Below are 25,276 nucleotides of genomic sequence, written 5' to 3'. Positions count from 1 at the left end.
GAGGATGCCAATAAGCCTTGGAGCAGGCCGTGTACTTTTCCAAACGCTAAAGGAAAGGCCGGATGATCCGTTACCAGCGGACGAAATGCGCCTTGTCGCAGTGATATAAATACAAAGCCATACAAAGCAGCCAACAATATTGTCAGCCGGCATGTCCAAGAAAACGCCCACGCTTACCCCTGTCGAAATCGCTCGCGAGGCCTTCCAGCGCCTCGGCACCCGCCGCATCGCCCCGACCCCGGAAGCCTATCGCATCGCCTACGAGGAAATCCTGGGCAACCAGCCCGAAATGCGGGCCGAAACCGTCCTGGCCGACTTCGCCGCCAGCCTGGCCAAGCAGCCGGGCGAAAACGGCCTGCTGGGAACCCGCCTGGTGCGCGCCCAGGAAAGCAACGACTGGACGGAGTACGCGCGCCAGCTCAGCGAATTCGCGGAGGAAAACTGGTACGGCCGCCCTGTCGTCCCGCGCGGAGAACTGGTGCCGGTGGACCTGGAGCGGCAATTCATCCGCGACAGCAAGAAGGAAAAGATGCTGCGCGAAGTGCTGGCGCGGGTGCTGGTGTTCAACCTGCCCTCGCTGCTGGAAAATGCGCCGGAACTGGCCAACGAATCCAAATCCAGCGGCCAGGACTTGAAGACCGCCTTCTCCGAACAGGCGATGAACGAGGTCATCGCGCGCGTCAAGCAACTGAGCTTCCAGATCGAACTCAAGACCGACGACATGGCGCAGCAGCAGGAACTGCTGATGCGCCTGTTCCAGCTCCTGCTGGAAAACATCAACGGGCTGCTGGAGCAAGGTTCCTGGCTCTCCGGCCAGATCGAGACCGTGCAGGCCCTGATCGCCGGCCCGATCAGCCAGACTTCGCTGGCCGACGCCACCAAGAACCTGAAGGAAGTGATCTACAAGCAAGGCCTGCTGAAGAACACGCTGGCCGAGGAAAAGGTGGTGGTTAAGAACATGATGCTGACCTTCGTCGACCGGCTCTCGGCGATGGTCTCCACCACCAGCAACTACCAGAAGACCATCAGCGGCTTCTCGCAGCAGATCAGCCAGGCCGGCAACATCAGCGACCTCAATACGGTGCTCACCGAGATCATGCGCGAAACCCAGAACGCGCAGGAAGAAACCATCCGTTCGCGCGACGCCATGGAAGATGCGCGGCAGGAAGTGGAAAAGGCCGAGGAGCGCATCCTGGCGCTGGAAAACCAACTGGTGCAGATGGGCGAGCTGGTGCGCGAAGACCAGCTTACCGGCAGCCTGAACCGGCGCGGCATGGACGAGTCGCTGGACCGCGAGATCACCAACGCCGAACGGCGCGACACGCCGCTGTGCATCGCCCTGCTGGACCTTGACGACTTCAAGCGCATCAACGATACCCACGGCCATGCCGCCGGCGACGAAGTGTTGGTCCACCTGGTCAAGGTGATCCGGGAGACGCTGCGCAAGCTGGATGTGATCGCCCGCTTCGGCGGCGAGGAATTCATCGTGCTGATGCCGGAAACCGAGCCGCACGATGCGGTCCAGATCATCACCCGGGTGCAGCGCGAACTGACCAAGCGCATCTTCATGCACGAAAGCCAGCGCCTGCTGATCACCTTCAGCGCCGGCGTGGCCGAGCACCACAAGGGCGAAACCCAGGCGCAACTGATCAAGCGCGCCGATGTGGCCCTCTACAAGGCCAAGAACGCCGGCAAGAACCGCATCGTTTTCGCCGATCCGCCGGCGCCGGACGCCCTGCCTGCGGCATAGTCCGTATAGGAATCAGGAATGGAATCAGGCCGGGACAGGATCCCGGCCTTGTTTTTCGGCGCGCCGCCAGCGCCGCCAGCCGGCCGCCGCCATGGCGACGAACAGGCCATACAGCATGGCCGTCAGCGCCAGGTGCTTGTACAGGTAAAGGCCGACGTACAGCACATCCACCAGGATCCACACCAGCCAGTTTTCGATCTTCTTGCGCGACAGCAGGAATTGCCCGACCAGGCTGCCGGCGGTAAGGAAGGCGTCCATATGCGGCACGTCGGTATCGGTATAGCGGTGCAGGAACCAGGACAGGAACGCAAATCCCGCCAGCCAACCGGCCAGCGCCCATGCCCAACCGTCGCGCTCCAGATAGGACACCTGCAACGGCCGGTGCTGCTCACCGCCGCGCAGCCACTGGTACCAGCCCCAGACGGATACCGCGACGAAGACGAATTGCAAGCCGGCGTCGCCATACAGGCGGGCATCGGTGAATACCGCCGCATACAGCAGCGAAGACAGGATGGCGAACAGCCAGGCCCAGTGGTTCTGGCGGATGTTGAGCCAGACCGTGATCAGCGCCAGCAGGAAGGAAACCAGCTCCAGCGGCGTGGTGCTCAGGCCGAACAGCGACAGCGGCGTATCGATCGACATTCGCTTGGATCAGGAACGGTAAGAAAATGATGGGAAACCGGCAGGAATAGGCGGAACGCTTCCCGCGCCGATGGCCGGCGCCGGCTGCCGCTAGCGCGCCGCCCCGGCTGCGCCCGATGGCGCCGCGGCAGGAACGGAAACGCTCCCGGGCTGGCCGGAGTCAGGCATGTATGGATTCGGATTGGCCGAGGCGAAAGGCTTGCCGGACGCGCCGTCCAGCACCTGGATGAAGACCTCGTTCTGCTTGATCATCCCCAGTTCGAAACGCGCGCGCTCCTCGACCGCGCCCTTGCTCTGCTTCAGGTCGTCGACTTCGGAAGCCAGCTTATCGTTGCGCTCCTTGAGCTCGTCGTTCTTCTTGTGCGCCTGCTGCACCTGGCGGTCAAGCTCCCAGACCTTGAACCATCCGCCCTTGCCCAGCCACAACGGGTACTGTATCAGCACCAGCAGGACGGACAGGCAAAGGATGATCAGGCGCATAGCCGGGAGCTTTCAGCGCGGCGCATGCTTCAGGTTCAAAGCATGCGCCGCCACGCTGTTACTTCAGGTTGTAGAACGCAGCGCGGCCCGGATAGGTGGCGATATCGCCCAGATCCTCTTCGATGCGCAGCAGCTGGTTGTACTTGGCCATGCGGTCCGAACGCGACATCGAGCCGGTCTTGATCTGCAGCGCGTTCATGCCCACGGCGATGTCGGCGATGGTCGAGTCTTCGGTTTCGCCCGAACGGTGCGAGATCACGGCGGTGTAGCCGGCGCGCTTGGCCATTTCGATGGCGGCGAAGGTCTCGGTCAGGGTGCCGATCTGGTTGATCTTGATCAGGATCGAGTTGGCGATGCCCTTGTCGATGCCTTCCTTCAGGATCTTGGTGTTGGTCACGAACAGGTCGTCGCCCACCAATTGCACCTTCTTGCCCAGGGTTTCGGTCAGCAGCTTCCAGCCGGCCCAGTCGTTCTCGGCCATGCCGTCTTCGATGCTGATGATCGGGTACTTGTCGCACCACGATGCCAGCAGGCCGACCTTCTGCGCCGGGGTCAGCACCATGTTTTCGCCGGCCAGGTGGTAGTTGCCATCCTTGTAGTATTCGGAAGCGGCGCAGTCCAGGCCCAGGGCGACCTGGGTGCCCGGCTCGTAGCCGGCCTTCTCGATGGCTTCGATGATCAGCTTGATGGCGTCTTCGTGGCTGGCCACGTTGGGAGCGAAACCGCCTTCGTCGCCGACCGAAGTCGCCAGGCCGCGGTCGTGCAGGATCTTCTTCAGGGTGTGGAACACTTCGGCGCCGTAGCGCAGCGCTTCACGGAAGCTCGGTGCGCCCACCGGGATGATCATGAACTCTTGCAGGTCCAGGTTGTTGTCGGCGTGCGCGCCGCCGTTGATGACGTTCATCATCGGCACCGGCATCTGCATCGAACCGCTGCCGCCGAAATAGCGGTACAGCGGCAGGCCCGACTCTTCTGCGGCGGCCTTGGCCACCGCCATCGACACGGCCAGCATGGCGTTGGCGCCCAGGCGGCTCTTGTTCTCGGTGCCGTCCAGGTCGATCAGGGTGCGGTCCAGGAAAGCCTGTTCGTTGGCGTCCAGGCCCATGATGGCTTCGGAGATTTCGGTGTTGATGTTTTCACAGGCTTGCAGCACGCCCTTGCCGAAGTAGCGGCTCTTGTCGCCGTCGCGCAGTTCGATCGCTTCGCGCGAACCGGTGGAGGCGCCCGACGGCACGGCGGCGCGGCCCAGCACGCCCGATTCCAGCAGCACGTCGCATTCAACGGTGGGGTTACCGCGCGAATCGATCACTTCGCGGCCGATGATATCAACGATTGCACTCATTCCAAATCTCCATCAAGGTTTTAAAAATTGTCGGCAAAGGCGCCCCGGCAACGGGGCTCTTCCAATGATGAAACGGCTGCCGGACTCCAGCCTGGCAGCCGTTTCACGCGCGATCAGGAAAAATTGTTTTCCAGGAAGCCGGCTTTTTTCACGATGCGGTCCAGCTCGATCATCGTGCCCAGCAGGTCCTTCATGCGCGCCAGCGGCACGGCGTTGGGGCCGTCCGACTTGGCTTCGTCCGGGTTCGGATGGGTTTCCATGAACACGCCGGCGACGCCGGTGGCGATCGCGGCGCGCGCCAGCACCGGCACGAACTCGCGCTGGCCGCCCGAAGACGTGCCCTGCCCGCCCGGCAACTGCACCGAGTGGGTGGCGTCGAACACCACCGGCGCGCCGGTCTCGCGCATGATCGCAAGGCTGCGCATGTCCGAGACCAGGTTGTTGTAGCCGAAGGACACACCGCGTTCGCAGGCCATGAACTGGTCGGTCGGCAGGCCGGCTTCCTTGGCGGCGGCGCGTGCCTTGTCGATCACGTTGACCATGTCGTGCGGCGCCAGGAACTGGCCCTTCTTGATGTTGACCGGCTTGCCCGACTGCGCGCAGGCGCGGATGAAGTCGGTCTGGCGGCACAGGAAGGCCGGCGTCTGCAGCACGTCGACCACGGCGGCGACCGGCTTGATCTCGTCGATCTCGTGGATGTCGGTCAAGACCGGCACGCCGATCTCCTTCTTGACCTTGGCCAGGATCTCCAGGCCCTTCTCCATGCCCAGGCCGCGGAACGAGGTGCCCGAGGAGCGGTTGGCCTTGTCGAAGGACGACTTGTAGATGAACGGGATGCCCAGTTCGCCGGTGATTTCCTTCAAGGTGCCGGCGGTATCGAGCGCCATCTGTTCCGACTCGATGACGCAGGTGCCGGCAATCAGGAAGAACGGCTGGTCGAGGCCGGCCTCAAAACCGCAGAGTTTCATGCTTTGCCCTTTGCGGCCGCATCGTGGTGCGCCAGCGCGGCACGGATGTACGAAATGAACAGCGGATGGCCGTCACGCGGAGTCGACTTGAACTCCGGGTGGTACTGCACGCCGATGTAGAACGGGTGGGCGTTCTCGCCGGTGCGCGGCAGCTCCATGATTTCGCACAGGTCTTCGGTCGGCGTGCGCGCCGACACGACCATGCCGGCCTCTTCCACGCGGCCGAGATAAAAATTGTTTGCTTCGTAACGGTGACGGTGACGTTCGGTCACCGTCTCCCCATAAATTTCTGCCGCCAGCGTGCCCGGCTTGACCGCACAGGTCTGCGCGCCCAGGCGCATGGTGCCGCCCAGGTCGGAATTCTCGTCGCGGCGCTCGACCTTGCCGTCGTGGTTCTGCCACTCGTCGATCAGGGCCACCACCGGCTGTTCGGTATCCGGATCGAACTCGGTCGAGTTGGCCTTGGTCAGGCCGGCCTTGTTGCGCGCGTATTCCAGCAGCGCCACCTGCATGCCCAGGCAGATGCCCAGGTACGGCACCTTGTTCTCGCGGGCATAGCGGGCGGCGGCGATCTTGCCTTCCACGCCGCGCTTGCCGAAACCGCCCGGCACCAGGATCGCGTCGTACTTGGCGAGGCCGGCGGTGCCGTTGGCTTCGATCTCTTCCGAATCCAGGTACTCGATGTTCACGCGGCTGCCGGTATGGATGCCGGCGTGGCGCAGCGCTTCGGTCAGCGACTTGTACGATTCGGTCAGGTCGACGTACTTGCCGACCATGCCGATGGTCACTTCGTGCGACGGGTTGTTCTGCGCGTCGATCAGCTTGTCCCACATCGACAGGTCGGCCGGCTTCGGCGACAGGCCCAGCTTTTCGCAGATGATGGTATCCAAACCCTGGTCGTGCAGCATCTGCGGAATCTTATAGATGGTATCCGCGTCCCACACCGAAATGACGGCGTCGGCGGCGACGTTGGAGAACAGCGAGATCTTGTCGCGCTCGTCGTCCGGGATGCGGCGGTCGGCGCGGCACAGCAGCGCGTCCGGCAAGATACCGATTTCGCGCAGCTTCTGCACGCTGTGCTGGGTCGGCTTGGTCTTGAGTTCGCCGGCCGATGCCAGGAACGGCACCAGCGTCAGGTGGACGAAGGCGGTGGCGTTGCGGCCCGAGCGCAGGCTCAGCTGGCGCGCGGCTTCGAGGAACGGCAGCGACTCGATGTCGCCGACGGTGCCGCCGATTTCCACCAGGGCAACATCGTAGCCTTCGGCGCCGCGATGGATGAATTCCTGGATCTCGTTGGTGATGTGCGGGATCACCTGCACGGTCTTGCCCAGGTACTCGCCGCGGCGTTCCTTGCGGATCACCGATTCGTAGACCTGGCCGGTGGTGAAGTTGTTCACCTTCTTCATCTTCGCGGAGATGAAGCGCTCATAGTGGCCCAGGTCGAGGTCGGTCTCGGCGCCGTCGTCGGTGACGAACACTTCGCCGTGCTGCAACGGGCTCATCGTGCCGGGGTCGACGTTGATGTAGGGATCGAGCTTGAGGAGGGTGACTTTGAGGCCGCGCGATTCGAGGATGGCAGCCAGGGATGCGGCGGCAATCCCTTTACCCAGGGAAGACACGACGCCGCCAGTGACAAATACAAACTTGGTCATTACAGGTGAGTGCCGAACGGCACATGCGGGAAATTCAAATTATACCCCAAAAGCGCACGTATTTTTAATCCCCCTTGCCGATATCTGTCTCGCCGAAGCGAAACTTGCATGGGGAAAACACCGCACCCGGAGCTTCCCGTCTAGTTCGACGCCCTTCCCGCCTGCAGGAGCTCCTGGATCATCTCGTGGGTGGCCTGCGCCGCCGGCGTTGGCGACTCCATCGGGAACAGGTGGCCGCCCGGAATCTGGCGGAAATGCTTGCCGACCAGCCGTTTGGTGGCGTCCAGCCCGGCCAGGCGGCACTCCACCGAGTCGGTGCCGCCGACGAAGCCGATGGGTACCGGATAAGGCCGCCGGGTCAGGCAACCCAGATGATGCGGAATGGTACGGTAGACCGCGGTCTCGGCCTCGCGCGTGAAGCGCAGGCGCACGCTGCCGTCTTCGTTGGGCGCGGTGCCATGTTCGACGTAGTCGCGCAGCACCCGCTGCGGCCAGGCGGCGAACATGGCCTTGGCGGCGTAATGCTGATAGGCGGCCTCCATGTCGGGCCAGGCGTTGCGCCGCTTGCTCGACGCCACCGACGGCGAGCGTTTGGTTTCGAACTTGAGCAGCTTGACCACGCGCAACGCCTGCGCGCGCCAGCCGGCCACCACCGGCGAATCCAGCAGCACTACGCAGCGCGCCAGGTCGGGCCGCTTGCGCGCGGCCATCAGCGACAGGATGCCGCCCATCGAATGGCCGACCAGGATCACCGGTTCGCGATAATTGCGCTCCAGCTCCTCGATCAGTTCGCGCGTGAGCTTGCGCCAGCCGTCATCGACCGGGTAGCGCGGATTGTGGGCATGCATGGCCAGCGCCCGCACGTCATAGTGTTGGCGCAGTTGTTCGAAAAACATGCCATAGGTACCCGCCGGGTAGCTGTTGGCATGGGCGAAATGCAGGATGGGCAAACTCATGGAAACGGAATCGGAGAAAGGCTCTGGCGGCAGCATAGCAAAACCGCGACGACCGCAAGCGTGCTATTTTCCCGGATCGCGAAATGCGCGCCCCTGGCAGCATTCTTAACGGGCTTTAACGCCCGTACCAGTAGCGCCGATGCGCCTTGCGGTATTCCTCCACGCCCAACTGGTCGCCGAAGGTGACGGTCACCGCCCCCGATTCATCGGTGCGCAAACGGCGGATGCCCAGGCGCTGGTAGCGCTCAAAGACTTCCGGATTGGGATGGTTGAAGCGATTGCGGTAACCGACCTGGAAGATCGCCGCCTCCGGCCGCACGGCGCGCAGGAACGGCTCGGTCGAGGAAGTCCTGCTGCCGTGATGCGGCGCCAGCAGCACCGTCGACGGCAACTGCTCGGCCATGGCGCCGTTGAGCATCTGGTCTTCCTGTATCGCCTCGGCATCGCCGGCTAGCAGGATCGACTGGCGCCCGATCTGCACCTTCAGCACGCAGCTAAGCGCATTGGGTTTCCATTTGTCGCTGTCATAGATCGCCGGCGCCGGATGCAGCATGGTGAAGCCGATGCCGTCCCAGTTCCACGACTGCCCCGCCACGCAGCGCCGGTGCGCCGGCGCCGCCTTGACGATGGGGCTGTCGGCGGCCAGCGACGAATAGACGCTGTCGACCCGCACGCCCTTGAACAGCGACAAGGCGCCGCCGGAGTGGTCGATATCGCTATGCGAGATAACCACCCGGTCGAGCCGGTCGATGCCGCGCGCGCGCAAGTAAGGCAGCAGCACCCGGGTAGCGCCGTCGGATTGTGGCGTGTAATACGGGCCGGTGTCGTACAGCAGGCGGTGGCCCGGCGTCTCCACCAGCAGCGCCATGCCTTGCCCGATGTCGAAGGCGGTGACGCGCATGCTGCCGTCGGGCGGCGCCGAGGGCCCGTTCAACAGCAGCGGCAGCCAGCCGAACACGCCCAGCCAGCGGGCCGGCCAGCCGCGCGGCGCCAGCACCAGCAGCGTACCGCCCAACGCCAGCAGGAACATCCACCAACTCGGCAGCGGCGTCTCCCATACCGCGAAAGGCATCGCGTTCAACCAGCCCAGGAATTCGGCCAGCCACGCCAGCAACTGGTGCGGTATCTGCAGCACCCACCCGGCGGCGAAGGCCGGCAACACGCTGCCCAAGAGCGACAGCGGCGTGACCACCAGCCCCACCAGCGGGATAGCGACAGCGTTGGCGATCGGGCTGACCAACGAATATTGGCCGAACAGCAACACCGTCAGCGGCACCAGGCCGAGCGTGATGATGTACTGGGCCTGGGCGCCGGCCTTGGTCGCCAGCCACAGCTTCTGCCACCATTGGGTACGCGCGGCCGCCTCCATCGCGCGGCCCGGCTGCATGCGCCCGACCGTGCCGTACATCAGCAGGGCCACGGCGCCGAACGACAGCCAGAAGCCCGGCCACATCAGCGACCAGGGATCGAGCAGCAGCACCAGCCCCAGCGCCAGGCACAGCACTACCGACACGCGCGTGATGCGACCGCTCCAGAAGGCGATGCCGACCACCACCAGCATGTACAGCGTGCGCTGCGCCGGCACGCCGAAGCCGGCCAGCAAGACATACAGGATCGCCGTGAGCATGCCGGCGATGACCGCCACCTTCTGCGCCGGCAGCAGCAGCGGCAACTGCGCGCCGGTAAAGAACGAACGCCGCCACAGCCAGCTCGCCAGGCCGCCGCACAAGGCCGCCAACATGGTGATGTGCAGGCCGGAAATGGCCATCAGGTGGCCGATGCCGGTGCGATTGAAGATGCTCCAGTCGGATTGGCTGATGCCGCGCTGGTCGCCCATGACCAGCGCCGCCACCACCGGCGCGTACGGTTCACCCGGCAATGCCGCCAGGATGCGGTCGCGCAGCCAGCCGCGCGCGTATTCGACGGCGTTGGACGGGGTCCAGACGAAAGCGTCGAGACGCCGGTTGGCCGCGCTCGCCGGGGCGCCGGCCGCAGCCGGCGCGCCCACCACATAACCGGTGGCGCGCACGTCGTCCTGCAACAGCCACAGCTCGTAATCGAATCCATCCGGATTGGCGTTGCCGTGCGGGCGCTTCAGGCGCACCGTCAGCCGCCAGCGTTCGCCGGGCCGGATCTCGGCCGTCGCCTGCGGCGCCGGCAACGTTCCCTCGCCATCCTCGACCGGCGCCTGGTAACGGCGGTTGCCGTACCACGCCAGCGCCAGTCTGGGCGGCACCGGCGGCTTCACCGTCCCCTGCAGCACCACCTGTTCGACATCGAAACGAAAGCGCACGCCCTGCGCATTGCGGTCCGGCAGGTCGGCCACGGTGCCGATCACGGTCACGTCCCTGCCCTCCCATGCCGGCGGCAGCTCCTGCTCAAGGTAATAGTTCGCGAAAGCCGCGGCCCACAAAAAACCCACCCAGGCGCCACAGGTGAGCAGCAACGGGATGCGCAGATAGGGTTGCCAGAATTTCCACGCGGTGAACGCCAGCAGTCCGGCCAGCACCAGGCCGACCGCGTACCACTCGATGCCGGGCAGCCGCGCCTGCATCTGCAGCAAACCGATGCCGAAGGCAAAGCCGATGATCACACTGCGCATCAGAAGCCCAATCCGGAAGAAGCCAGCCGCGGCAAGACGGCCAGTGCATTGGCGGAGGTGGCGGCGGCGACTTCCGCCGGCAGCATGCCGCGCAGCCCGGCCAGCACTTCGCCGATGCGCGGGATCTGGTCCGGCGTATTGACGCCGGGATGGCGCCAGGCGGGGGCGATATCGGGGGCGTCGGTCTCCAGCACAATCGACGACAGCGGCAGTTCGGCCGCCAGCCGGCGGATCTGCAGCGAGCGCGGGAATGTCATGGCGCCGCCGAAGCCCAGGCGCAAGCCCAGTTCGATGAACGCCCGCGCCTGCTGCTCGCTGCCGTTGAAGGCATGCGCGATGCCGCCCGGCACGCGGATGCGGCGCAGGTATTTCAGGATGATGTCCTGCGAACGGCGCACATGCAGCAGCACCGGCAGCCCGAAATCACGGGCCAGCTTCAACTGCTCGGCAAAGAAGAATTCCTGCTTCTCGCGCAACGGCGTTTCCTTCAGTTCAGGCACGAAGAAATCCAGCCCGATCTCGCCGATGCCGACGAAAAGGGGGTCATCCAAGGCGGCTTCGATGGCGGCGCGCAACGCCTGCAGGTCGGACTCCCTGGCTGTCGGCACATACATCGGATGGATGCCCAGCGCATAGACGCCGTTGCCCGCTTCGCGCGCCAACTGCGCCACTGTGCCGAAATTGACCCGCGCGATGGCCGGTATCACGATCGCCCGCACGCCGGCCCGCGCCGCATCGCCGGCGATGGAAACGGAATGTCCGCCGAATTCCCCGGCGTCGAGATGGCAGTGCGTGTCGACCCACATGTGCGTACTGGTATGGCGTGATGACCCGATAAAAATACGTTAAGCCGCCGGCTGGCGCACGCAAAGAGGGCCGGGCCGCCGTTATCGCGCTGGCATGCTTCCCCCGAAGCGTATTTTTTTAATGCAGCATACCCGGAATCGCTCCGGATCCAGAAGCAGGAGTTTACCGTTTAACCGCCGCTTGCGACCCTTAACATGCGTAAAGAGACGGGCAAACCCGATTTAACCCGGATCAGCCCCGGCCTGTATCGCCCTCGAAAAGGCAGGCACGATAAATAAAAAGGACGCAATCGCTTGCGTCCTTTTTCCACTTGGGCCTTGTAAACAGGTTCTAAGCAGCTTCCAGCGACTTGCCCAGCTTGCGCAGGAACTGTTCGCAGTGGTCCAGTTGCGCCAGCGTCACGAACTCGTTGGGCTTGTGCGCATTGTCGATGCTGCCGGGGCCGCACACGATGGTCGGGATACCGATCTGCTGGAACAGGCCGGCCTCGGTGCCATAGGCCACCTTGCGCGTCTGGCGGTCGCCGGTCAGCGCCCGCACCAGCTCGGTGATCGCCGCCTGCTCGGCCGCTTCCAGCGCCGGGCTGCCGGCGAAATTATCGATCTCGATGCGGGCATCGGCGAACTCTGCCTTCATCTTCGGCAGCAGCACGTCGCGCACGTAGACATCAATCTGTGCCTGGATGTCGGCCACGGTCATGCCCGGCAGGTTGCGGAACTCATAGGTGAATTCGCACAGCTCGGGGATCGTGTTGACCGCGATGCCGCCGCGGATCTGGTTGGTGGTCATGGTGGTGAACGGCACGTCGAAGAACTGGTCGTACGGACCGTTGGCCTTGTAGGCGTCAGCGAAATCGCGGATGGCGCAGATCATGCGCGCGGCGTATTCGATGGCGTTGCAGCCCTGGGGCGTAAGCGAGGAGTGGGCCGACTTGCCGTGCACCTTGCAGGCGAACACGTTGATGCCCTTGTGCGCCACCACCACGTTCATGCTGGTGGGTTCGCCCACCACGCAGCCGTCGACCTTGATGCCTCGCTTGACGATTTCCTCCAGCATCACCGGCGCGCCGATGCAGCCGATTTCCTCATCGAACGAGAACGCCAGGTGCATCGGCTTGGTACGCGGCATGGCCAGGAATTCCGGCGTCAGGGCCATCGCGGTGGCGATGAAGCCCTTCATGTCGCAAGTGCCGCGCCCATACAGTGCGCCATCCTTTTCGACCAGCTTGAACGGGTCGGTATCCCACTTCTGGCCGTCCACCGGCACCACGTCGGTATGCCCGGACAGGACGATGCCGCCCTGGGTCGCGCCCGCGTTGGGGCCGGTAGTAGCCGGCAGCGTGGCGAACAGGTTGGCCTTGGTTTTTTCCTTGTTATGGGCGAACCAGGGCTTGATGCCCTGCTGCTCCAGGCTGTCGCGCAGCGCGGCGATCAGCTCCAGGTTGGAATTGCGGCTGGTGGTATCGAAGCCGACCAGCGTTTCCAGCCATTGACGGGTATTCATCATGTTCTTGCCATTCAACAAATAAAAAAGACCGGCCCGCCGAAGACGAACCAAAACTACATTATGGCGCTGATTGAGGATTGCCGCCCGCGCCCTGCGTTTCAGCCACGGCCGGTGGCTCATGGAACGTAGCGGCGGCCGGTACTACTGTCGGCTGCAGCCCTTCCATGCGTCCCAGCCAAGCGGTGAATTGCTTGCCCAGCGAGTCGGCGACGATCTCGAGAATCCCGCATGTGCCACGCATGCCGCCCCACATGCCGCCACGCGAATGATCGCGCTGCACGGCGGAACGTACTACCTTCCCATCCTGCATCAAGTCGCCGCGCACCAGAATCGCCTTGGAACCGCTCCAGCCGCCGCCTCCCACGCCCTGCACCGACAGTACGGTGAGCTTGAGCACACGCCCCTTGTCGAGCTCGGCAGGATCGGAAACCTGCAAAGCATCCGGATACTTCTGCGCCACGTGGCGAAACACGTAGTTGCCCACCATCTCTTCCACAGCGCATTCCTCGCGGATGCGATCCATCACCGGAGCATTGTCCGCGTACGGAGCCGGTACCTGCACACGCAGCGACTCCGCTCGCGTTTCCAATGCGTTGAGCAGCATCGCTGCCAACAGCGCACACTTGATTGTCTTCTTGCTCATTGCTCCCCAGTCGCAATCCAGGTTGGTCAAATGTTTCAGTCCTGTCGCAGGCCCTGTTCCGACAGCCGCAGCACCCTGCCACAGCGCCCGGCCAGGTCGTTGTCATGGGTCACGATCACAAAGGCCGTGCCCAGCTTCTGCGACAGCTCGATCATCAATTCAAACGTCTTGTCGGCGGTGCCGCGGTCGAGGTTGCCGGTCGGCTCGTCGGCCAGCACGCAGGCCGGATGCGTCACCAGCGCGCGCGCCAGGGCCACGCGCTGGCGTTCGCCGCCGGACAGTTCGCCCGGCACGTGCGAGACGCGCTGTTCCAAGCCGACCCGGGCCAGGATCTCGCGCGCCTGCTGCTGCGCCTGTTCGCGCCTGACGCGGCGGATCAGCAGCGGCATGGCCACGTTGTCCAACGCCGAGAATTCCGGCAGCAGATGGTGGAACTGGTAGACGAAGCCCAGCGACTTGTTGCGCAGCTCGCCGCGCGCCGCCTCGCCCAGACCGGCGAAGTCCTGGCCCTGCAACGTGACCGAACCGGCCGTCGGCGTATCCAGCCCGCCCAGCAGATGCAGCAGGGTTGACTTGCCGGAACCGGAAGCGCCGACGATGGCGACCTGCTCTCCATGGCGCACATCGATGTCGATGCCGGCCAGCACCTTGACCGAATACTTGCCCTGCGTGAATGTCTTGCCCAGGCCGCGCGCGGCCAGCACCACTTGCTTGTCGTTCATTGCCTGACCTGTCGTGTTACTCATAGCGCAGCGCCTCCGCCGGTTTGACGCGGGCCGCGGCCCAGCTCGGATACAGCGTCGCCAGGAAAGCCAGCACCACCGCCACGCCGCCGATGGTGTAGACATCGGACCAGATCAACTGCGAAGGCAGCTCGGAAATCACATAGATGCTCTTGGGCAGGAACTGCACATGGAACAGGCGCTCGATGGCCGGCACCACCACATCGATATTGAGCGCCACCAGCACGCCCAGGCCGACGCCGATGGCGGTGCCGACCAGGCCCACCAGCGCGCCCTGGATCACGAAGATCTTCATGATGGAGCCGGGCGAAGCGCCCAGCGTGCGCAGGATGGCGATGTCGGCCTGCTTGTCGGTGACCGTCATCACCAGCGTCGACACCAGGTTGAAGGCGGCCACCGCGATGATCAGGGTCAGGATGATGAACATCATGCGCTTCTCGGTCTTGACCGCCGCGAACCAGTTGCTGTTCTGCTGCGACCAGTCGCGCAGGTAGAGGTCGCCGGTCAGCGTGGAAGCCAGCTCCCGGGTCACCTGCGGCGCCTGCAGCATGTCGCGGATGCGCAGCCGCACGCCGGTCGGCGCATCCTGGCGGAACAGGGTTTCGGCATCCTGCAGATGGAGGAAGGCCAGCGAGGAGTCGAACTCATAATGCCCGGCCTCGAAGATGCCGCCCACCGTGAACTGTTTCAGGCGCGGCAGCACGCCGGCCGGCGTCACCTGCCCCTGCGGCGCGATCAGCGTCACCTTGTCGCCGATGCCCACCCGCAGTCCGCGTGCCAGTTCGCCGCCCAGCACGATATTGAATTCACCCGGCTTCAGGGCGTCGAAACTGCCCTGCTTGATCTGTTTGGCGACATCGGAAACCTTGGGCTCCTCTTCCGGCAGCACGCCGCGCACCACCACGCCGCGCAGGTTGTCGTCGCGCATCACCATCGCCTGCGCCGCCACGTAGGGCGCAGCGCCCAGCACTTCCTTGTTCTGGAAGGTCTGCTTGGCCACCGCTTGCCAGTCGCGCATGGAGCCGGAGGCGTCAAACACCTCGATATGCGCCAGCACCGACAGCATGCGGTCGCGCACTTCCTTCTGGAAGCCGTTCATGACCGACAGCACCACGATCAGCGCGGCCACGCCGAGCGCGATGCCGGCCATGGAAATGAGGGAAATAAAGGAGATGAAGCTGTTGCGGCCGCTGCGCTTGCCGGCGCGCGTATAGCGGATGCCGACCAGCCATTCGAACGGCAGGTTTTTTATTAGACTCAAAATTGCTCCGAGAGAAGGCCGTGTTGGATGAAATACGCCGCCGGCGGCAGCACATTTCGACAGGCGAAGCGCGAAGTTTGCCACAGAATGGACCGTCCGGCCCAGCCCGGCCGCCCCGCTCGCCGCCGTGCCGGAATAGAGTCGGGCTTTGCGCGGAGGTTCGCGGCGCCGCAAAATCCGCTCCTTGCGGCCAGCATTTCCAGGCAACAACATCCGGGCCGATGTTGCGCACGGAACTGGTTATATATACAGTGCAAGGCTTTCCGCAACACTTCGCCCCGATACGCCCATGCCGCCAGATCCCGCCGATTTCGATGTCCCGACATCCGGGATCGCGCCCGCCGCCGGGGATCCCTTCGCCAGACTCAACGACGAACAGCGCGCCGCAGTGGAGCATGGCGGCAAGCTGCCGCCCGCCCAGCACCTCCCCTTGCTGATCGTGGCCGGCGCCGGCACCGGCAAGACCAATACGCTGGCGCACCGGGTGGCGAAACTGATCCTCGACGGCGCGGACCCGCAACGCATCCTGCTGCTGACGTTTTCGCGGCGCGCCGCCGCCGACCTGGGCAAGCGCGTCAGCCAGGTGATCGGCCAAGTGCTGCAACTGCCGCCATCGGCGTCGCCGCCGGGGCTGGCATGGTCGGGCACCTTCCATGCGATCGGCGCGCGCCTGCTGCGCGACTATGCGGCCCCGATCGGCCTGGAGCCCGACTTCACCATCCAGGACCGCGGCGACTCGGAAGACCTGATGGGACTGCTGCGCCACGAGATGGGACTGACCGCGACCGACAAACGCTTCCCGCTCAAGGCCACCTGCCTGGCCATCTATTCCCGCGCGCTCAACACCCGCGAAGACCTCGGCACGGTGCTGCCAACGCAATTCCCCTGGTGCCGCGAATGGGAAGCGCAACTGGCCGAGCTGTTTGGACGCTATGCCGAGGCCAAGGAACAGCAGCACGTGCTGGACTACGACGACCTGCTGCTGTTCTGGGCCGACATGCTGTCCGACGCCGAACTGGCGCGCCACGTGAGCGAACGCTTCGACCACGTGCTGGTGGATGAATACCAGGACACCAACCGCCTGCAGGCCGAAATCCTGCAGCGTCTGAAGCCCGACGGCGCCGGCGTCACGGCGGTGGGCGACGACGCCCAATCGATCTATTCCTTCCGCGGCGCCACGGTGCGCAACATCCTAGACTTCCCGGCGCTGTTCTCGCGCCCGGCGCATATCGTCACGCTGGAACGCAACTACCGTTCGACCGAACCGATACTGGCCGCCTCCAACGCCGTCATCACCGACGCCCCCGAACGCCACCACAAGCACCTGTGGAGCGGGAAGCCGTCCTCGCAGAAACCGCAACTGGTCGTGATCCCGGACGAGGTGGAGCAGGCGCGCTGGGTCGCCAACCGCGTGCTGGCGCACCGCGAACAAGGCCTGACGCTGAAATCGCAGGCGGTACTGTTCCGCACCGTCACCCACAGCGCCGCGCTGGAACTGGAACTGTCCCGGCGCAACATCCCCTTCCTGAAGTTCGGCGGCCTGAAGTTCCTCGAAAGCACCCACATCAAGGACATCCTCTCGCTGCTGCGCCTGGCCCACAATCCCAGCGGCCGCATGGCGGGTTTCCGCGCCCTGCAACTGATCCCCGGCATCGGCCCGGCCACCGCCAGGAAGGTACTGGACCGGATGGCCGCCGCCAACGACCCGGCAGCAGCCCTGCGCGAGTTCGCGCCGCCCGCCAATGCCGCGCTGGAATGGCAAGCCTTCGCCGACGCCTATGCGCTGATGCGAAGCGCCGGGGCGCCGTGGCCGGCCGACATCGAAGCCGCGCGCGACTGGTACCTGCCGCAACTGGAACGCCGATACGACGATGCCTCCGCCCGCCGCGCCGACATCGAACAACTGGCCGCGCTGGCCCGCGGCTATGCCTCGCGCGAGAAATTCCTGACCGAGCTGACGCTGGATCCGCCCGAAGCCAGCAGCGACTATGCGGAGCCGCCCTACCGCGACGAGGACTACCTGACGCTGTCCACTATCCACTCCGCCAAGGGCCAGGAATGGCGCTCGGTGCATGTGCTCAACGTGGTGGACGGCTGCATCCCGTCCGACCTGACCACCGGCAGCGAAGCCGAGATCGCCGAAGAGCGCCGCCTGCTGTACGTTGCCATGACGCGCGCCAAGGAGTATTTGCACCTGATCGTGCCGCAGCGCTTCTACGTCGTCCAGCAAACGCAGCAAGGCGACCGCCACGTCAACGCCATCCGCAGCCGCTTCATCACGCCGCGCATGCTGCCGCATTTCGAAGACAGTCTGTGGTTCTCGGCGGAAACCAACGGCGCCCGCACGCCCATGCCCGAAAGCGTGAAGATGCTGGTGCGGCAGCGGGCCAAGAACGCCTGGAAGAAAAGCTGAGCCTCGATGCAAGCCGGGAGTAATAACCTGGCAACCGCTAAAATATCGCCCCATGAACCAACTCGACATCCTCATCCCCTTCGCCCTGCCCCCGGCCGAAATGGCGCGCGACCTGCTGCGCCAATGCCAGGCCCCGGCGCTGGCGATGCTGCTGGCGCGCGGCAAACCCGCCGCGCCGACGCAATCGCACGATCCATTCTCGCGCGCCTTGCCGCATGAGCACTGGCTGGCCCGGCGCTTCGGCTTGCCGCAGCCGGCCCAGGACAGCAGCCCGGCCGCCGCCGCCGCGCTGATGCGCAGCCTCGGCCATACCCCGGCCGCCGGCCACTGGTTCGTACTGCATCCGGCCCATATCCACGTTGCGCGCGACCACCTGGTGCTGACCGATATCAGCCAGTTGCAATTGGACGAGGCGCAATCGCAAAAACTGTTCGCATCCGCCGCTCCGCTGTTCACCGAGATCGGCCATGAAGTCGTCTATGGCGACGCCGGCACCTGGTTCATCCGCGCCGACGCCTGGGCCGGCCTGCGCACCTCGACCCCGTCCGCCGCCAGCGGCCGCAATGTCGACATCTGGATGCCGGAGGGGCCGGGCGAGCTGGCCTGGCGCAAGCTGCAGAACGAAGTGCAGATGCAATGGTTCTCGGAAAGCCTGAATGAAGAGCGCGAGATGCGCGGCCTGAAAACGGTCAATTCGATGTGGATCTGGGGCGGCGCCGATACCTCGGCCGCCCCTGCATCGGCCTACGCCGCCGGCTATGGCCTGAACGGCTGGACCCAGGCTTTCGGCAGCGCGCCGGCAAGCTTGCCCGGCGCCGCCGACATCGCCGCCGGCAACGGCCACCGCTTGCTGCTGCTGGACCAGTTGGTCGAAGTCGCCCTGGCCCAGGAATGGGGCCTGTGGCTGCAGCGCATGGAAAGCATCGACCGCGAATGGCTGGCGCCGCTGCTGGCCTCGCTGCGCGACGGCGCCTTCGATGCCGTCAACCTGATCCTGACCGGCGCCGACAAGCTGGTGCAGATTTCCACCACGCGCGGCGCGCTGCGCAAGTTCTGGCTCAAACCCTCCTTATCCAAGCTGTCCGCATGATCCGCATCGCCACCCGCCCCTATTCCATCCAGCAAGCCGAGCAACTGATCGCCGAGGGCGTCCATCCGGTGCTGGCGCGCGTGTACGCGGCGCGCGGCCTGGCCAGCGCGAGCGAGCTGGCGAGCGAGCTCAACGCCCTGATCGCGCCGTCCGGCCTGTTGCATATCGACGCCGCCGCCAGCTACCTGGCCGACGCCATCGCCGCGCGCAAGAAGCTGGTGATCGTGGCCGACTACGACTGCGACGGCGCCACCGCCTGCGCCGTGGGCCTGCGCGGCTTGCGCCTGCTGGGCGCGCAGGTCGACTACATCGTGCCCAACCGTTTCGAATACGGCTACGGCCTCACGCCCGAGATCGTCGAGCTGACCGTGCGCGAGAAGGCGCCGGATGTGATCGTCACCGTCGACAACGGCATCGCCAGCATCGACGGCGTGGCCGAGGCCAAGCGGCGCGGCATCGACGTGGTGGTGACCGACCACCACCTGCCGGGCGACACGCTGCCGGAGGCGCGCGTGATCGTCAACCCGAACCAGCCGCAATGCGGCTTCCCCAGCAAGAACCTGGCCGGCGTGGGCGTGATGTTCTATGTGCTGCTGGCGCTGCGCGCCGAGATGCGCAAACGCGGCATCTTCGATGCCCAGACGCAGCCGCGGCTGGACACGCTGCTGGACCTGGTGGCGCTGGGCACGGTGGCCGACGTGGTCAAGCTGGACGCCAACAACCGCATCCTGGTGGCGCAAGGCCTGAAGCGCATGCGCAGCGGCAAGATGCATCCCGGCATCGCCGCGCTGTTCCGCGCCGCTGGCCGCGAGGCGCGCCGCGCCACCCCGTTCGACCTGGGATTCGCGGTCGGGCCGCGCCTGAACGCGGCCGGCCGCCTGGCCGACATGGCGCTGGGCATCGAATGCCTGACCACCGACGACGAAGGCCGCGCCTGGGCCATCGCCCAGGAACTCGACAGCATCAACCGCGAACGGCGCGACATCGAGGCCGGCATGCAAGACACCGCGCTGAACCTGCTGGACGACTTCAACCCGGCCGACCGCCGCACCATCGCCGTGTTCGACGCCTCCTGGCACCAGGGGGTGATCGGCATCGTGGCCTCGCGCCTGAAGGATCGCTTCTACCGCCCCACCATCACCTTCGCACCGGGCGACGACGGTTTCCTCAAGGGCTCGGGCCGCTCGATCCCCGGCTTCCACCTGCGCGACGCGCTGGACCTGGTGTCCAAGCACGCGCCTTCGGTGATCACCAAGTTCGGCGGCCATGCGATGGCGGCCGGGCTGACCATCCATGCCGAAGCCTTCGACGCCTTTGCCCAGGCGTTCGAAGCGGTCGGCCGCGACTGGCTGACGCAAAACCAGTTGGAACGCGTGATCGAGACCGACGGCGTGCTGGAGGACGCCTATTATTCGGTGCAGTTCATCGGGGTGATGGACCAGCAGGTGTGGGGCCAGGGCTTCGCGCCGCCGGTGTTCTGCGACACCTTCCGCGTGCTGAACCAACGCATCCTGAAGGAAAAGCACCTGAAGCTGCTGCTGGAAAAGAACGGCCAGAAGTACGACGCCATCTGGTTCGGCCACGCCGACGCCCTGCCCGACTACGCCACGGTCGCCTTCCGCCTGGACGCCAACGAATACAACGGCAAGACCACCGTGCAACTGATGGTGGAACACGCCGAACCGGCCTGAAAAAGCCCTGACGCCACCGATTTTGTGGCAAAGTGGAAACAGGACTCCATCTAAGAACCCGTTTCGCAATGAAACGGGTTCTAAAGCGCAGCCGGGTGGTACGATGACGCTTCGCATACGTCCGGCAGCACACGACGTCCCGGCCCGGCACAAGCCGCTTTCATCGCGAAACCGGCCTCTTGGGAAACACGCCCCCCACTTCGCCGATGAAGACAGAACGCCTCACCAACAGCCTTCTCACGCGTCTCGTTCTGTTCGGGATCGTGCTTATCGCCTGCTCCGCCGTCGCGCGCTATTACTTCCTGGTCAACTTCCTTGAGACTGAGCAAAGCGCGGTGGCGGCCGAACGGCAAGGCGTCGTGGCCGGCTATCTTGCCGAGAGCATCGGCTACCGCATCGGCGAACGACGCCTTTTCCTGGAACGGCTGGCCGCGCAAATGCCGCCCGGCCTGGCGCGCGATCCGGCAGCCCTGCGCGAATGGCTGGGCGAACGCCATGCGATACAACCATTGCTGCTGCAACGCCTGTTCGTGGCCGACACCTCCGGTACGGTCGTCGCCGGCTATCCTGACCTGCTGAACCAACGCACCCCGTCGCTGGCCGCCGATTCCGATTACCAGCGTGCCCTGGCAGGAAGCGCCGTGACCGACGCCCCGCTTTCGGCCTGGGAAGCGGGCGCGCCGCTGCTTGGGATGCTGGTCCCGATCAGGGATGCGGCCGGCAAAGTCACTGGCGTGCTGGGCGGCACCAACACGCTCACTCCGACCGGATTCCTGGAGCAGCTGCAGCAAAAGCACCTGGAACCGAAAGGCGTTTTCCTGCTGGTGTCGCCGGCGCGGCGGCTGATCATCACCTCCAACGATCCGTCCATGGCGGTCACCCCGCTGCCGGCCGCAGGCGCCGATCCGATGCTGGACCGCGCACTGACAGGTTTCCGCGGCAACGGCGTCGGCCACAACGCCAAGGGCATCGAACAAGTCAGGGGTTTCGCCTCGGTGCCCGGCACCGACTGGTTTGTCGTTGCCTGCCTGCCGCTGGCATCCTCGATACCGGGCGCAGACCGCATGCGCCACCTGGTCGCGCGCGGCGGGACGGTCCAGGCTGGCGTGATTGTCCTGCTCATCATGCTGACTTATTTCATGTTCTTCCGCCCGCTGCGCCGGGCGGCCGAGCTGGCCGACAAGATGACACGCGGGGAAATCCCCCTGTCGCCGCTGCCGGTGACGTCGCGCGATGAGGTCGGCCATCTCACCATGGCCTTCAACGGTTTGCTGGCGCGTCTCAAACTGCACCAGTCCGAGCTGCAGCACCAGGCCCACCACGATGTCCTGACCGGCCTGCCCAACCGCATGATGCTGGCCGAGCGCATGCGGCAAGCAATAGGCGACGTCTGCTGCGAACAAAGCGGCATCGCGCTGCTGTTCCTCGACCTGGACGGGTTCAAGCCGATCAACGATAGCCTCGGGCACAAGGCCGGCGACCTCGTGTTGCAGGAAATCACCCGGCGCCTGCGCCAGGTGGCGCGCCACAGCGATACCCTGGCGCGCGTCGGCGGGGACGAATTCGTACTGCTGGCGACCGACCTGGAGGCGCCGCTGCAAAACGGCGCGCGCGCCCTGGCCGAGAAATGCATCAAGGCGGTGTCCGAGCCGCTGCTGCTGGCGCAAGGGGAATACCGGCTGGGCGTGTCGATCGGGATTGCCATCTGCGACGGCCGCTGCGATGCCGACAGCCTGCTGCAAGCCGCCGACCAGGCCATGTATTGCGCCAAGGCCAGCGGCCGCGGCTGCTATGTGATCGCGCCGGCCGGCATCGGTTGCAGCCATGTCGTCATCAACGCACCGGCAGAAACTGAAGGAACGAACCGCCCAGCAGGTTCTGCACATAGCTGATCCCGGCGCGGCGGTATTTTTCAGTGATGAACGTGGCGAGCAGGTCGAGGCGGCCGACGATCTTGCCGAATTCCCGCTCGAAGCTGAGGTTGCGCATGTCGGCGCTGATCTCGTCGGACAGCAGCAAGGGGCCGCCGGCCGGATTGCGGCGGCTGGCCAGGATCCAGGCGCCGATCTCGACATTGCGGGCGGCGTTGTACAGGTGCTGGGCGTCGAGGCTGTCGATCAGGAAGAATTCGATCTTGTTGCCGTGCGCGACGATGATCATGTCGGCGGTGGCATAGACGAAGGCAGCCACGCGGTCGCCCTTGAAGTCCGGGCTCAGCGCCAGCGCCATGGCGGCGATATCGCGCTTGCCCTGCAATTCCGGCCAGGACTGGCGCTTCTCCACCGCATCGCGCACCTTGGCGAGCGCCTCTTCGCGGCTGGCGGCGGTCTTTTTCCATTCCGCCGGGTTGCGCCGGTAGAGCTTGTCCATCAGCAGGTAGAGCCCGTCGAGATTGGCGCGCATGGCCAGCGTGGCGACGCGGTTGGTGTCGGACTGCCCCATCTCGCGCGAACTGGCCGAGGCTCCCTTGACCTCGCCGTGCGGCGCCGGTGAACTGGCGCAACCGGCCAGCGCGGCGGCGCATAACAGCATAAGGAGCAGCGGTCTCGTTTTGGTTGTTGTCATCGGCAGGCGTAGGAAGCAAGCTGATGAGACCGATCCTAGCAGATTGCGTTCACAGCAAGTATGCCGATTGGAGACATCGGCCGGACACAACAAAAAACGGCAGGCCCGCAGGCCTGCCGCCAGTCATGCGTTCAAACGCATCAAGCCTTGGAGTAAGGCAGTCCGGTCAGGTAGCCCACCGTAGCGCCGAAACGATCCTTGTAATTGGCGCGTACCAACGGATCGAGCGTGTCCTTGACCTTGTCGTGCAAGCCCTTCTCCCAATCGCCGGCATGCTGGAAATTGCTCATCACATAGGTCCAGCCGTTGATCTCGTCGACCGCGTGCAAACCGGTCGACTCGGCCCCGGCCGGGCAGGACAGCACTCGCGTCAGGGCCTTGGTGTCGACGTTGTAGGCCCACAGGAAGTTGTTGACGTGCATGCCGCTGTCTTCGCCGATGAACAGCGTGCGCAGCTTTTCGGAGAACTTGATGTTGTCCGGGTTGGCGATGCGGTCCTGCGCCGCCAGGTTGCCCAGCGCGTCCGGCGTCTTCAGGTCCGCGCCGACCAGCTCGGCCGGCGCCGCCATGTCGACCGGCACCCATTCGCTGCCGATCGCCGCGCCGGTGGCGTCGCGCTGGCCGCCGCGCAGGTTCAGCGCGTACACGGCGCCGGCCTTGGGGCCTTGCACCTTGATGTGGCCGGAGCCGTCCAGCATCGAGGTCTGCACATAGGACATGGCCGAATAGGCGACCTTGTCGCGCGCGTTGACGGTGGTGCCTTCCATCTTGGTGAAGCCCAGGCTGCCGCCGGCCAGCGCGGCGTAGCGGTGGGTTTCGAGGAAGGCCGCCGCCTTTTCCATACCCGGCTTGAGGCGCACCCAGTTGGGCTTGCCGCCGAACGGGATCTTGGTGAACGAGGCGTCCGACGGATCGCTGGTGCGGATGTCCATGATGCCGGCGGCCTTGTAGCGCTCGGCCATGGCCTTGATTTCGTCGCTGGAAGCGCTGCCCAGCCTGATCCACGACAGCTTGCCGGCGCCCGGACCCACACCCGAGACCTGCTCCCAGCGCGCCACGTACAAGGTACCGGCCGACAGGTCGGCGGCGCGGTCGGCGATGAACATGAACAGGCCGCCGTTGGTGGCGTCGTCGCCCATCAGCACGGTGCGCCGGTCGGGCATGACCTGCACCAGCTCGTGCGAGATGCGGCCCAGGCAATAGTGCTTCCGGATCGAGCCGGTGCCGTCGGCATGGACGGTGACTTCCGGCAAGTGGCCGTAGTGGTAGGGATTGGCGCGCGTTTCATCGCCGTACAGGTTCTTGCTGAAAGCCTTGAATTGCGGGTTGGAGGCGATCGCCGAGGCATCCGGCTCGTACTCTTCGGAGGACAGGTGGGTATTCCACGGCGACAGGCTGGCGCCGCAGGTGATCCACAGGCCGTTGACCTGCGAGGTATCGACGTTGTGGTACTTGACCAGCGACAGCTTGCCCGAGGATGGATCCTGGTCCAGCGTCAGCACCGCGATCGGCGACGGCAACTGGCCGTACATGGCGGCCTGCTTCTGGTCGCGCGTGGTGTATTCGAACTGCACCACGGCGAAGACGGTGTTGCCCTTCACGCCGGCCACCCTGGCGCCCTCGATGACCAGCAGCGAGGAGCCGTCCGGACAGTCGGAGAAGAACTGGCGCTCCTTGCCCGGCACCGAGCGGTCGATGATGGGCTGGTTGTTGATGTCGACATAGCCGCCGGCCAGCACCGTGCCGCCACGGCCGTCCGGCACCATGTCGCCGGTCATGAAGAAAGGCTGGTAGGCCAGCTTGTAGCTCTGCTTGCTGCCGTCGGCGAACGCCACTTCCAGCGCCGAGCCCACGGTGGTGCCGGCCATCGCGGCCGGATCGGCCAGCGTGGGCGCGGGCATGCCGGTGAAGCGGGCCGAGACGAAGGGCTTGCCCGCGCCCGGCGTGGCGCAGGCCGACAGCGCGGCGGCGACGCCGCCGGCCAACGGCAGCAGCGGCGCGGCGGACAGCGCCTTGAGCAGGCTGCGGCGGCCGGCCTGCGGGCCGGCGTCTTGGGTGTCGGATTGGATGGCGTACTGGTCGGGCTGTCTCATCGATGTTTCTCCGGATTAACTTGAGGGGGCCCGATGCACTGTCAGTATCTTGTCAGCCATGCAGGCGCAGCG

19 protein-coding genes are annotated in these 25,276 nt (G+C 65.2%); 5 read left to right on the top strand and 14 right to left on the bottom strand.

The annotated features are described in order from the left end of the window. Positions 1–151: 151 nt before the first annotated feature. Positions 152–1,750, top strand: a complete 1,599-nt coding sequence (locus J7548_RS01405) for a GGDEF domain-containing protein (RefSeq protein ID WP_290969331.1) — start codon at positions 152–154, stop codon at positions 1,748–1,750. A 24-nt stretch (positions 1,751–1,774) separates the two neighbouring features. Here J7548_RS01405 and pnuC read toward each other — a convergent pair whose 3' ends face one another. The 12 genes from pnuC to J7548_RS01345 form a co-directional block, all read right to left on the bottom strand. Then, a complete protein-coding gene (gene pnuC / locus J7548_RS01400; RefSeq protein WP_290969327.1) occupies positions 1,775–2,392 on the bottom strand; it encodes a nicotinamide riboside transporter PnuC in 618 nt (205 codons plus the stop codon). Positions 2,393–2,482: 90 nt separating this feature from the next. Beyond that, positions 2,483–2,872 carry a cell division protein FtsB gene (ftsB, locus tag J7548_RS01395; RefSeq protein ID WP_290969324.1) on the bottom strand — a complete coding sequence of 130 codons (390 nt, stop codon included), beginning with the start codon at positions 2,870–2,872 and terminating at the stop codon, positions 2,483–2,485. Between the two features lie 58 nt (positions 2,873–2,930). Further along, positions 2,931–4,214, bottom strand: a complete 1,284-nt coding sequence (gene eno, locus J7548_RS01390; protein ID WP_290969321.1) for a phosphopyruvate hydratase — start codon at positions 4,212–4,214, stop codon at positions 2,931–2,933. A 113-nt stretch (positions 4,215–4,327) separates the two neighbouring features. Beyond that, positions 4,328–5,182, bottom strand: a complete 855-nt coding sequence (gene kdsA, locus J7548_RS01385; RefSeq protein ID WP_290969318.1) for a 3-deoxy-8-phosphooctulonate synthase — start codon at positions 5,180–5,182, stop codon at positions 4,328–4,330. Then, positions 5,179–6,834 (bottom strand): CTP synthase, encoded by a 1,656-nt coding sequence (locus tag J7548_RS01380; RefSeq protein WP_290969317.1) that lies wholly within the window; start codon positions 6,832–6,834, stop codon positions 5,179–5,181. Before J7548_RS01380 ends, kdsA begins: the two co-directional genes overlap by 4 nt. Positions 6,835–6,974: 140 nt before the next feature. After that, positions 6,975–7,790 (bottom strand): alpha/beta hydrolase, encoded by an 816-nt coding sequence (locus tag J7548_RS01375; RefSeq protein ID WP_290969315.1) that lies wholly within the window; start codon positions 7,788–7,790, stop codon positions 6,975–6,977. 115 nt (positions 7,791–7,905) lie between these two features. Beyond that, positions 7,906–10,392, bottom strand: coding sequence for a DNA internalization-related competence protein ComEC/Rec2 (locus J7548_RS01370; RefSeq protein ID WP_290969314.1), 2,487 nt, complete (start codon positions 10,390–10,392; stop codon positions 7,906–7,908). Next, entirely contained in the window at positions 10,392–11,198 is an 807-nt protein-coding gene (locus J7548_RS01365) for a TatD family hydrolase (RefSeq protein WP_290969312.1), read from the bottom strand. The genes J7548_RS01370 and J7548_RS01365 overlap by 1 nt, the downstream gene beginning before the upstream one ends. A gap of 331 nt (positions 11,199–11,529) precedes the next feature. Next, positions 11,530–12,702 carry an acetylornithine deacetylase gene (gene argE / locus J7548_RS01360; RefSeq protein ID WP_290971537.1) on the bottom strand — a complete coding sequence of 391 codons (1,173 nt, stop codon included), beginning with the start codon at positions 12,700–12,702 and terminating at the stop codon, positions 11,530–11,532. Between the two features lie 61 nt (positions 12,703–12,763). Further along, positions 12,764–13,378, bottom strand: coding sequence for a hypothetical protein (locus J7548_RS01355; RefSeq protein WP_290969310.1), 615 nt, complete (start codon positions 13,376–13,378; stop codon positions 12,764–12,766). Between the two features lie 5 nt (positions 13,379–13,383). Then, positions 13,384–14,070: a lipoprotein-releasing ABC transporter ATP-binding protein LolD gene (lolD, locus tag J7548_RS01350; RefSeq protein ID WP_290969308.1), complete on the bottom strand. Its 687-nt coding sequence runs from the start codon at positions 14,068–14,070 to the stop codon at positions 13,384–13,386. Positions 14,071–14,086: 16 nt separating this feature from the next. Next, a complete protein-coding gene (locus J7548_RS01345) occupies positions 14,087–15,352 on the bottom strand; it encodes a lipoprotein-releasing ABC transporter permease subunit (protein WP_290969306.1) in 1,266 nt (421 codons plus the stop codon). 289 nt (positions 15,353–15,641) lie between these two features. Here J7548_RS01345 and J7548_RS01340 point away from each other — a divergent pair, with 289 nt between their 5' ends. From J7548_RS01340 to J7548_RS01325, 4 genes are all read left to right on the top strand, one after another. Then, positions 15,642–17,765: an ATP-dependent helicase gene (locus tag J7548_RS01340; RefSeq protein ID WP_290969304.1), complete on the top strand. Its 2,124-nt coding sequence runs from the start codon at positions 15,642–15,644 to the stop codon at positions 17,763–17,765. A gap of 52 nt (positions 17,766–17,817) precedes the next feature. Then, positions 17,818–18,855 (top strand): hypothetical protein, encoded by a 1,038-nt coding sequence (locus J7548_RS01335; protein WP_290969303.1) that lies wholly within the window; start codon positions 17,818–17,820, stop codon positions 18,853–18,855. Next, the gene (gene recJ, locus J7548_RS01330; RefSeq protein WP_290969301.1) at positions 18,852–20,546 is read left to right on the top strand and encodes a single-stranded-DNA-specific exonuclease RecJ; all 1,695 of its coding nucleotides are present in this window, start codon (positions 18,852–18,854) and stop codon (positions 20,544–20,546) included. Before J7548_RS01335 ends, recJ begins: the two co-directional genes overlap by 4 nt. Before the next feature lie 206 nt (positions 20,547–20,752). Beyond that, positions 20,753–22,438, top strand: a complete 1,686-nt coding sequence (locus tag J7548_RS01325; RefSeq protein WP_290969299.1) for a diguanylate cyclase — start codon at positions 20,753–20,755, stop codon at positions 22,436–22,438. On the opposite strand, the gene J7548_RS01320 is transcribed toward J7548_RS01325, so the two are convergent. Continuing rightward, positions 22,380–23,078 (bottom strand): hypothetical protein, encoded by a 699-nt coding sequence (locus J7548_RS01320; RefSeq protein ID WP_290969297.1) that lies wholly within the window; start codon positions 23,076–23,078, stop codon positions 22,380–22,382. The genes J7548_RS01325 and J7548_RS01320 overlap by 59 nt on opposite strands. Positions 23,079–23,251: 173 nt before the next feature. Next, a complete protein-coding gene (locus J7548_RS01315) occupies positions 23,252–25,204 on the bottom strand; it encodes an alkaline phosphatase PhoX (RefSeq protein ID WP_290969295.1) in 1,953 nt (650 codons plus the stop codon). Positions 25,205–25,276: the final 72 nt, after the last annotated feature.

It is taken from the genome of Herbaspirillum sp. (assembly GCF_017744395.1).
In the GTDB taxonomy this organism is placed as follows: domain Bacteria; phylum Pseudomonadota; class Gammaproteobacteria; order Burkholderiales; family Burkholderiaceae_D; genus Herbaspirillum.
This window is presented reverse-complemented; position numbering and strand designations above follow the sequence as displayed.

What these genes read in the sequence shown, in the direction of transcription:
- J7548_RS01405 (WP_290969331.1), top strand. Translation starts at nt 152, where the DNA reads ATGTCCAAGAAAACGCCCACGCTTACCCCTGTCGAAATCGCTCGCGAG.
- pnuC (WP_290969327.1), bottom strand. Translation starts at nt 2,392, where the DNA reads ATGTCGATCGATACGCCGCTGTCGCTGTTCGGCCTGAGCACCACGCCG.
- ftsB (WP_290969324.1), bottom strand. Translation starts at nt 2,872, where the DNA reads ATGCGCCTGATCATCCTTTGCCTGTCCGTCCTGCTGGTGCTGATACAG.
- eno (WP_290969321.1), bottom strand. Translation starts at nt 4,214, where the DNA reads ATGAGTGCAATCGTTGATATCATCGGCCGCGAAGTGATCGATTCGCGC.
- kdsA (WP_290969318.1), bottom strand. Translation starts at nt 5,182, where the DNA reads ATGAAACTCTGCGGTTTTGAGGCCGGCCTCGACCAGCCGTTCTTCCTG.
- J7548_RS01380 (WP_290969317.1), bottom strand. Translation starts at nt 6,834, where the DNA reads ATGACCAAGTTTGTATTTGTCACTGGCGGCGTCGTGTCTTCCCTGGGT.
- J7548_RS01375 (WP_290969315.1), bottom strand. Translation starts at nt 7,790, where the DNA reads ATGAGTTTGCCCATCCTGCATTTCGCCCATGCCAACAGCTACCCGGCG.
- J7548_RS01370 (WP_290969314.1), bottom strand. Translation starts at nt 10,392, where the DNA reads ATGCGCAGTGTGATCATCGGCTTTGCCTTCGGCATCGGTTTGCTGCAG.
- J7548_RS01365 (WP_290969312.1), bottom strand. Translation starts at nt 11,198, where the DNA reads ATGTGGGTCGACACGCACTGCCATCTCGACGCCGGGGAATTCGGCGGA.
- argE (WP_290971537.1), bottom strand. Translation starts at nt 12,702, where the DNA reads ATGAATACCCGTCAATGGCTGGAAACGCTGGTCGGCTTCGATACCACC.
- lolD (WP_290969308.1), bottom strand. Translation starts at nt 14,070, where the DNA reads ATGAACGACAAGCAAGTGGTGCTGGCCGCGCGCGGCCTGGGCAAGACA.
- J7548_RS01340 (WP_290969304.1), top strand. Translation starts at nt 15,642, where the DNA reads ATGCCGCCAGATCCCGCCGATTTCGATGTCCCGACATCCGGGATCGCG.
- J7548_RS01335 (WP_290969303.1), top strand. Translation starts at nt 17,818, where the DNA reads ATGAACCAACTCGACATCCTCATCCCCTTCGCCCTGCCCCCGGCCGAA.
- recJ (WP_290969301.1), top strand. Translation starts at nt 18,852, where the DNA reads ATGATCCGCATCGCCACCCGCCCCTATTCCATCCAGCAAGCCGAGCAA.
- J7548_RS01325 (WP_290969299.1), top strand. Translation starts at nt 20,753, where the DNA reads ATGAAGACAGAACGCCTCACCAACAGCCTTCTCACGCGTCTCGTTCTG.
- J7548_RS01320 (WP_290969297.1), bottom strand. Translation starts at nt 23,078, where the DNA reads ATGCTGTTATGCGCCGCCGCGCTGGCCGGTTGCGCCAGTTCACCGGCG.
- J7548_RS01315 (WP_290969295.1), bottom strand. Translation starts at nt 25,204, where the DNA reads ATGAGACAGCCCGACCAGTACGCCATCCAATCCGACACCCAAGACGCC.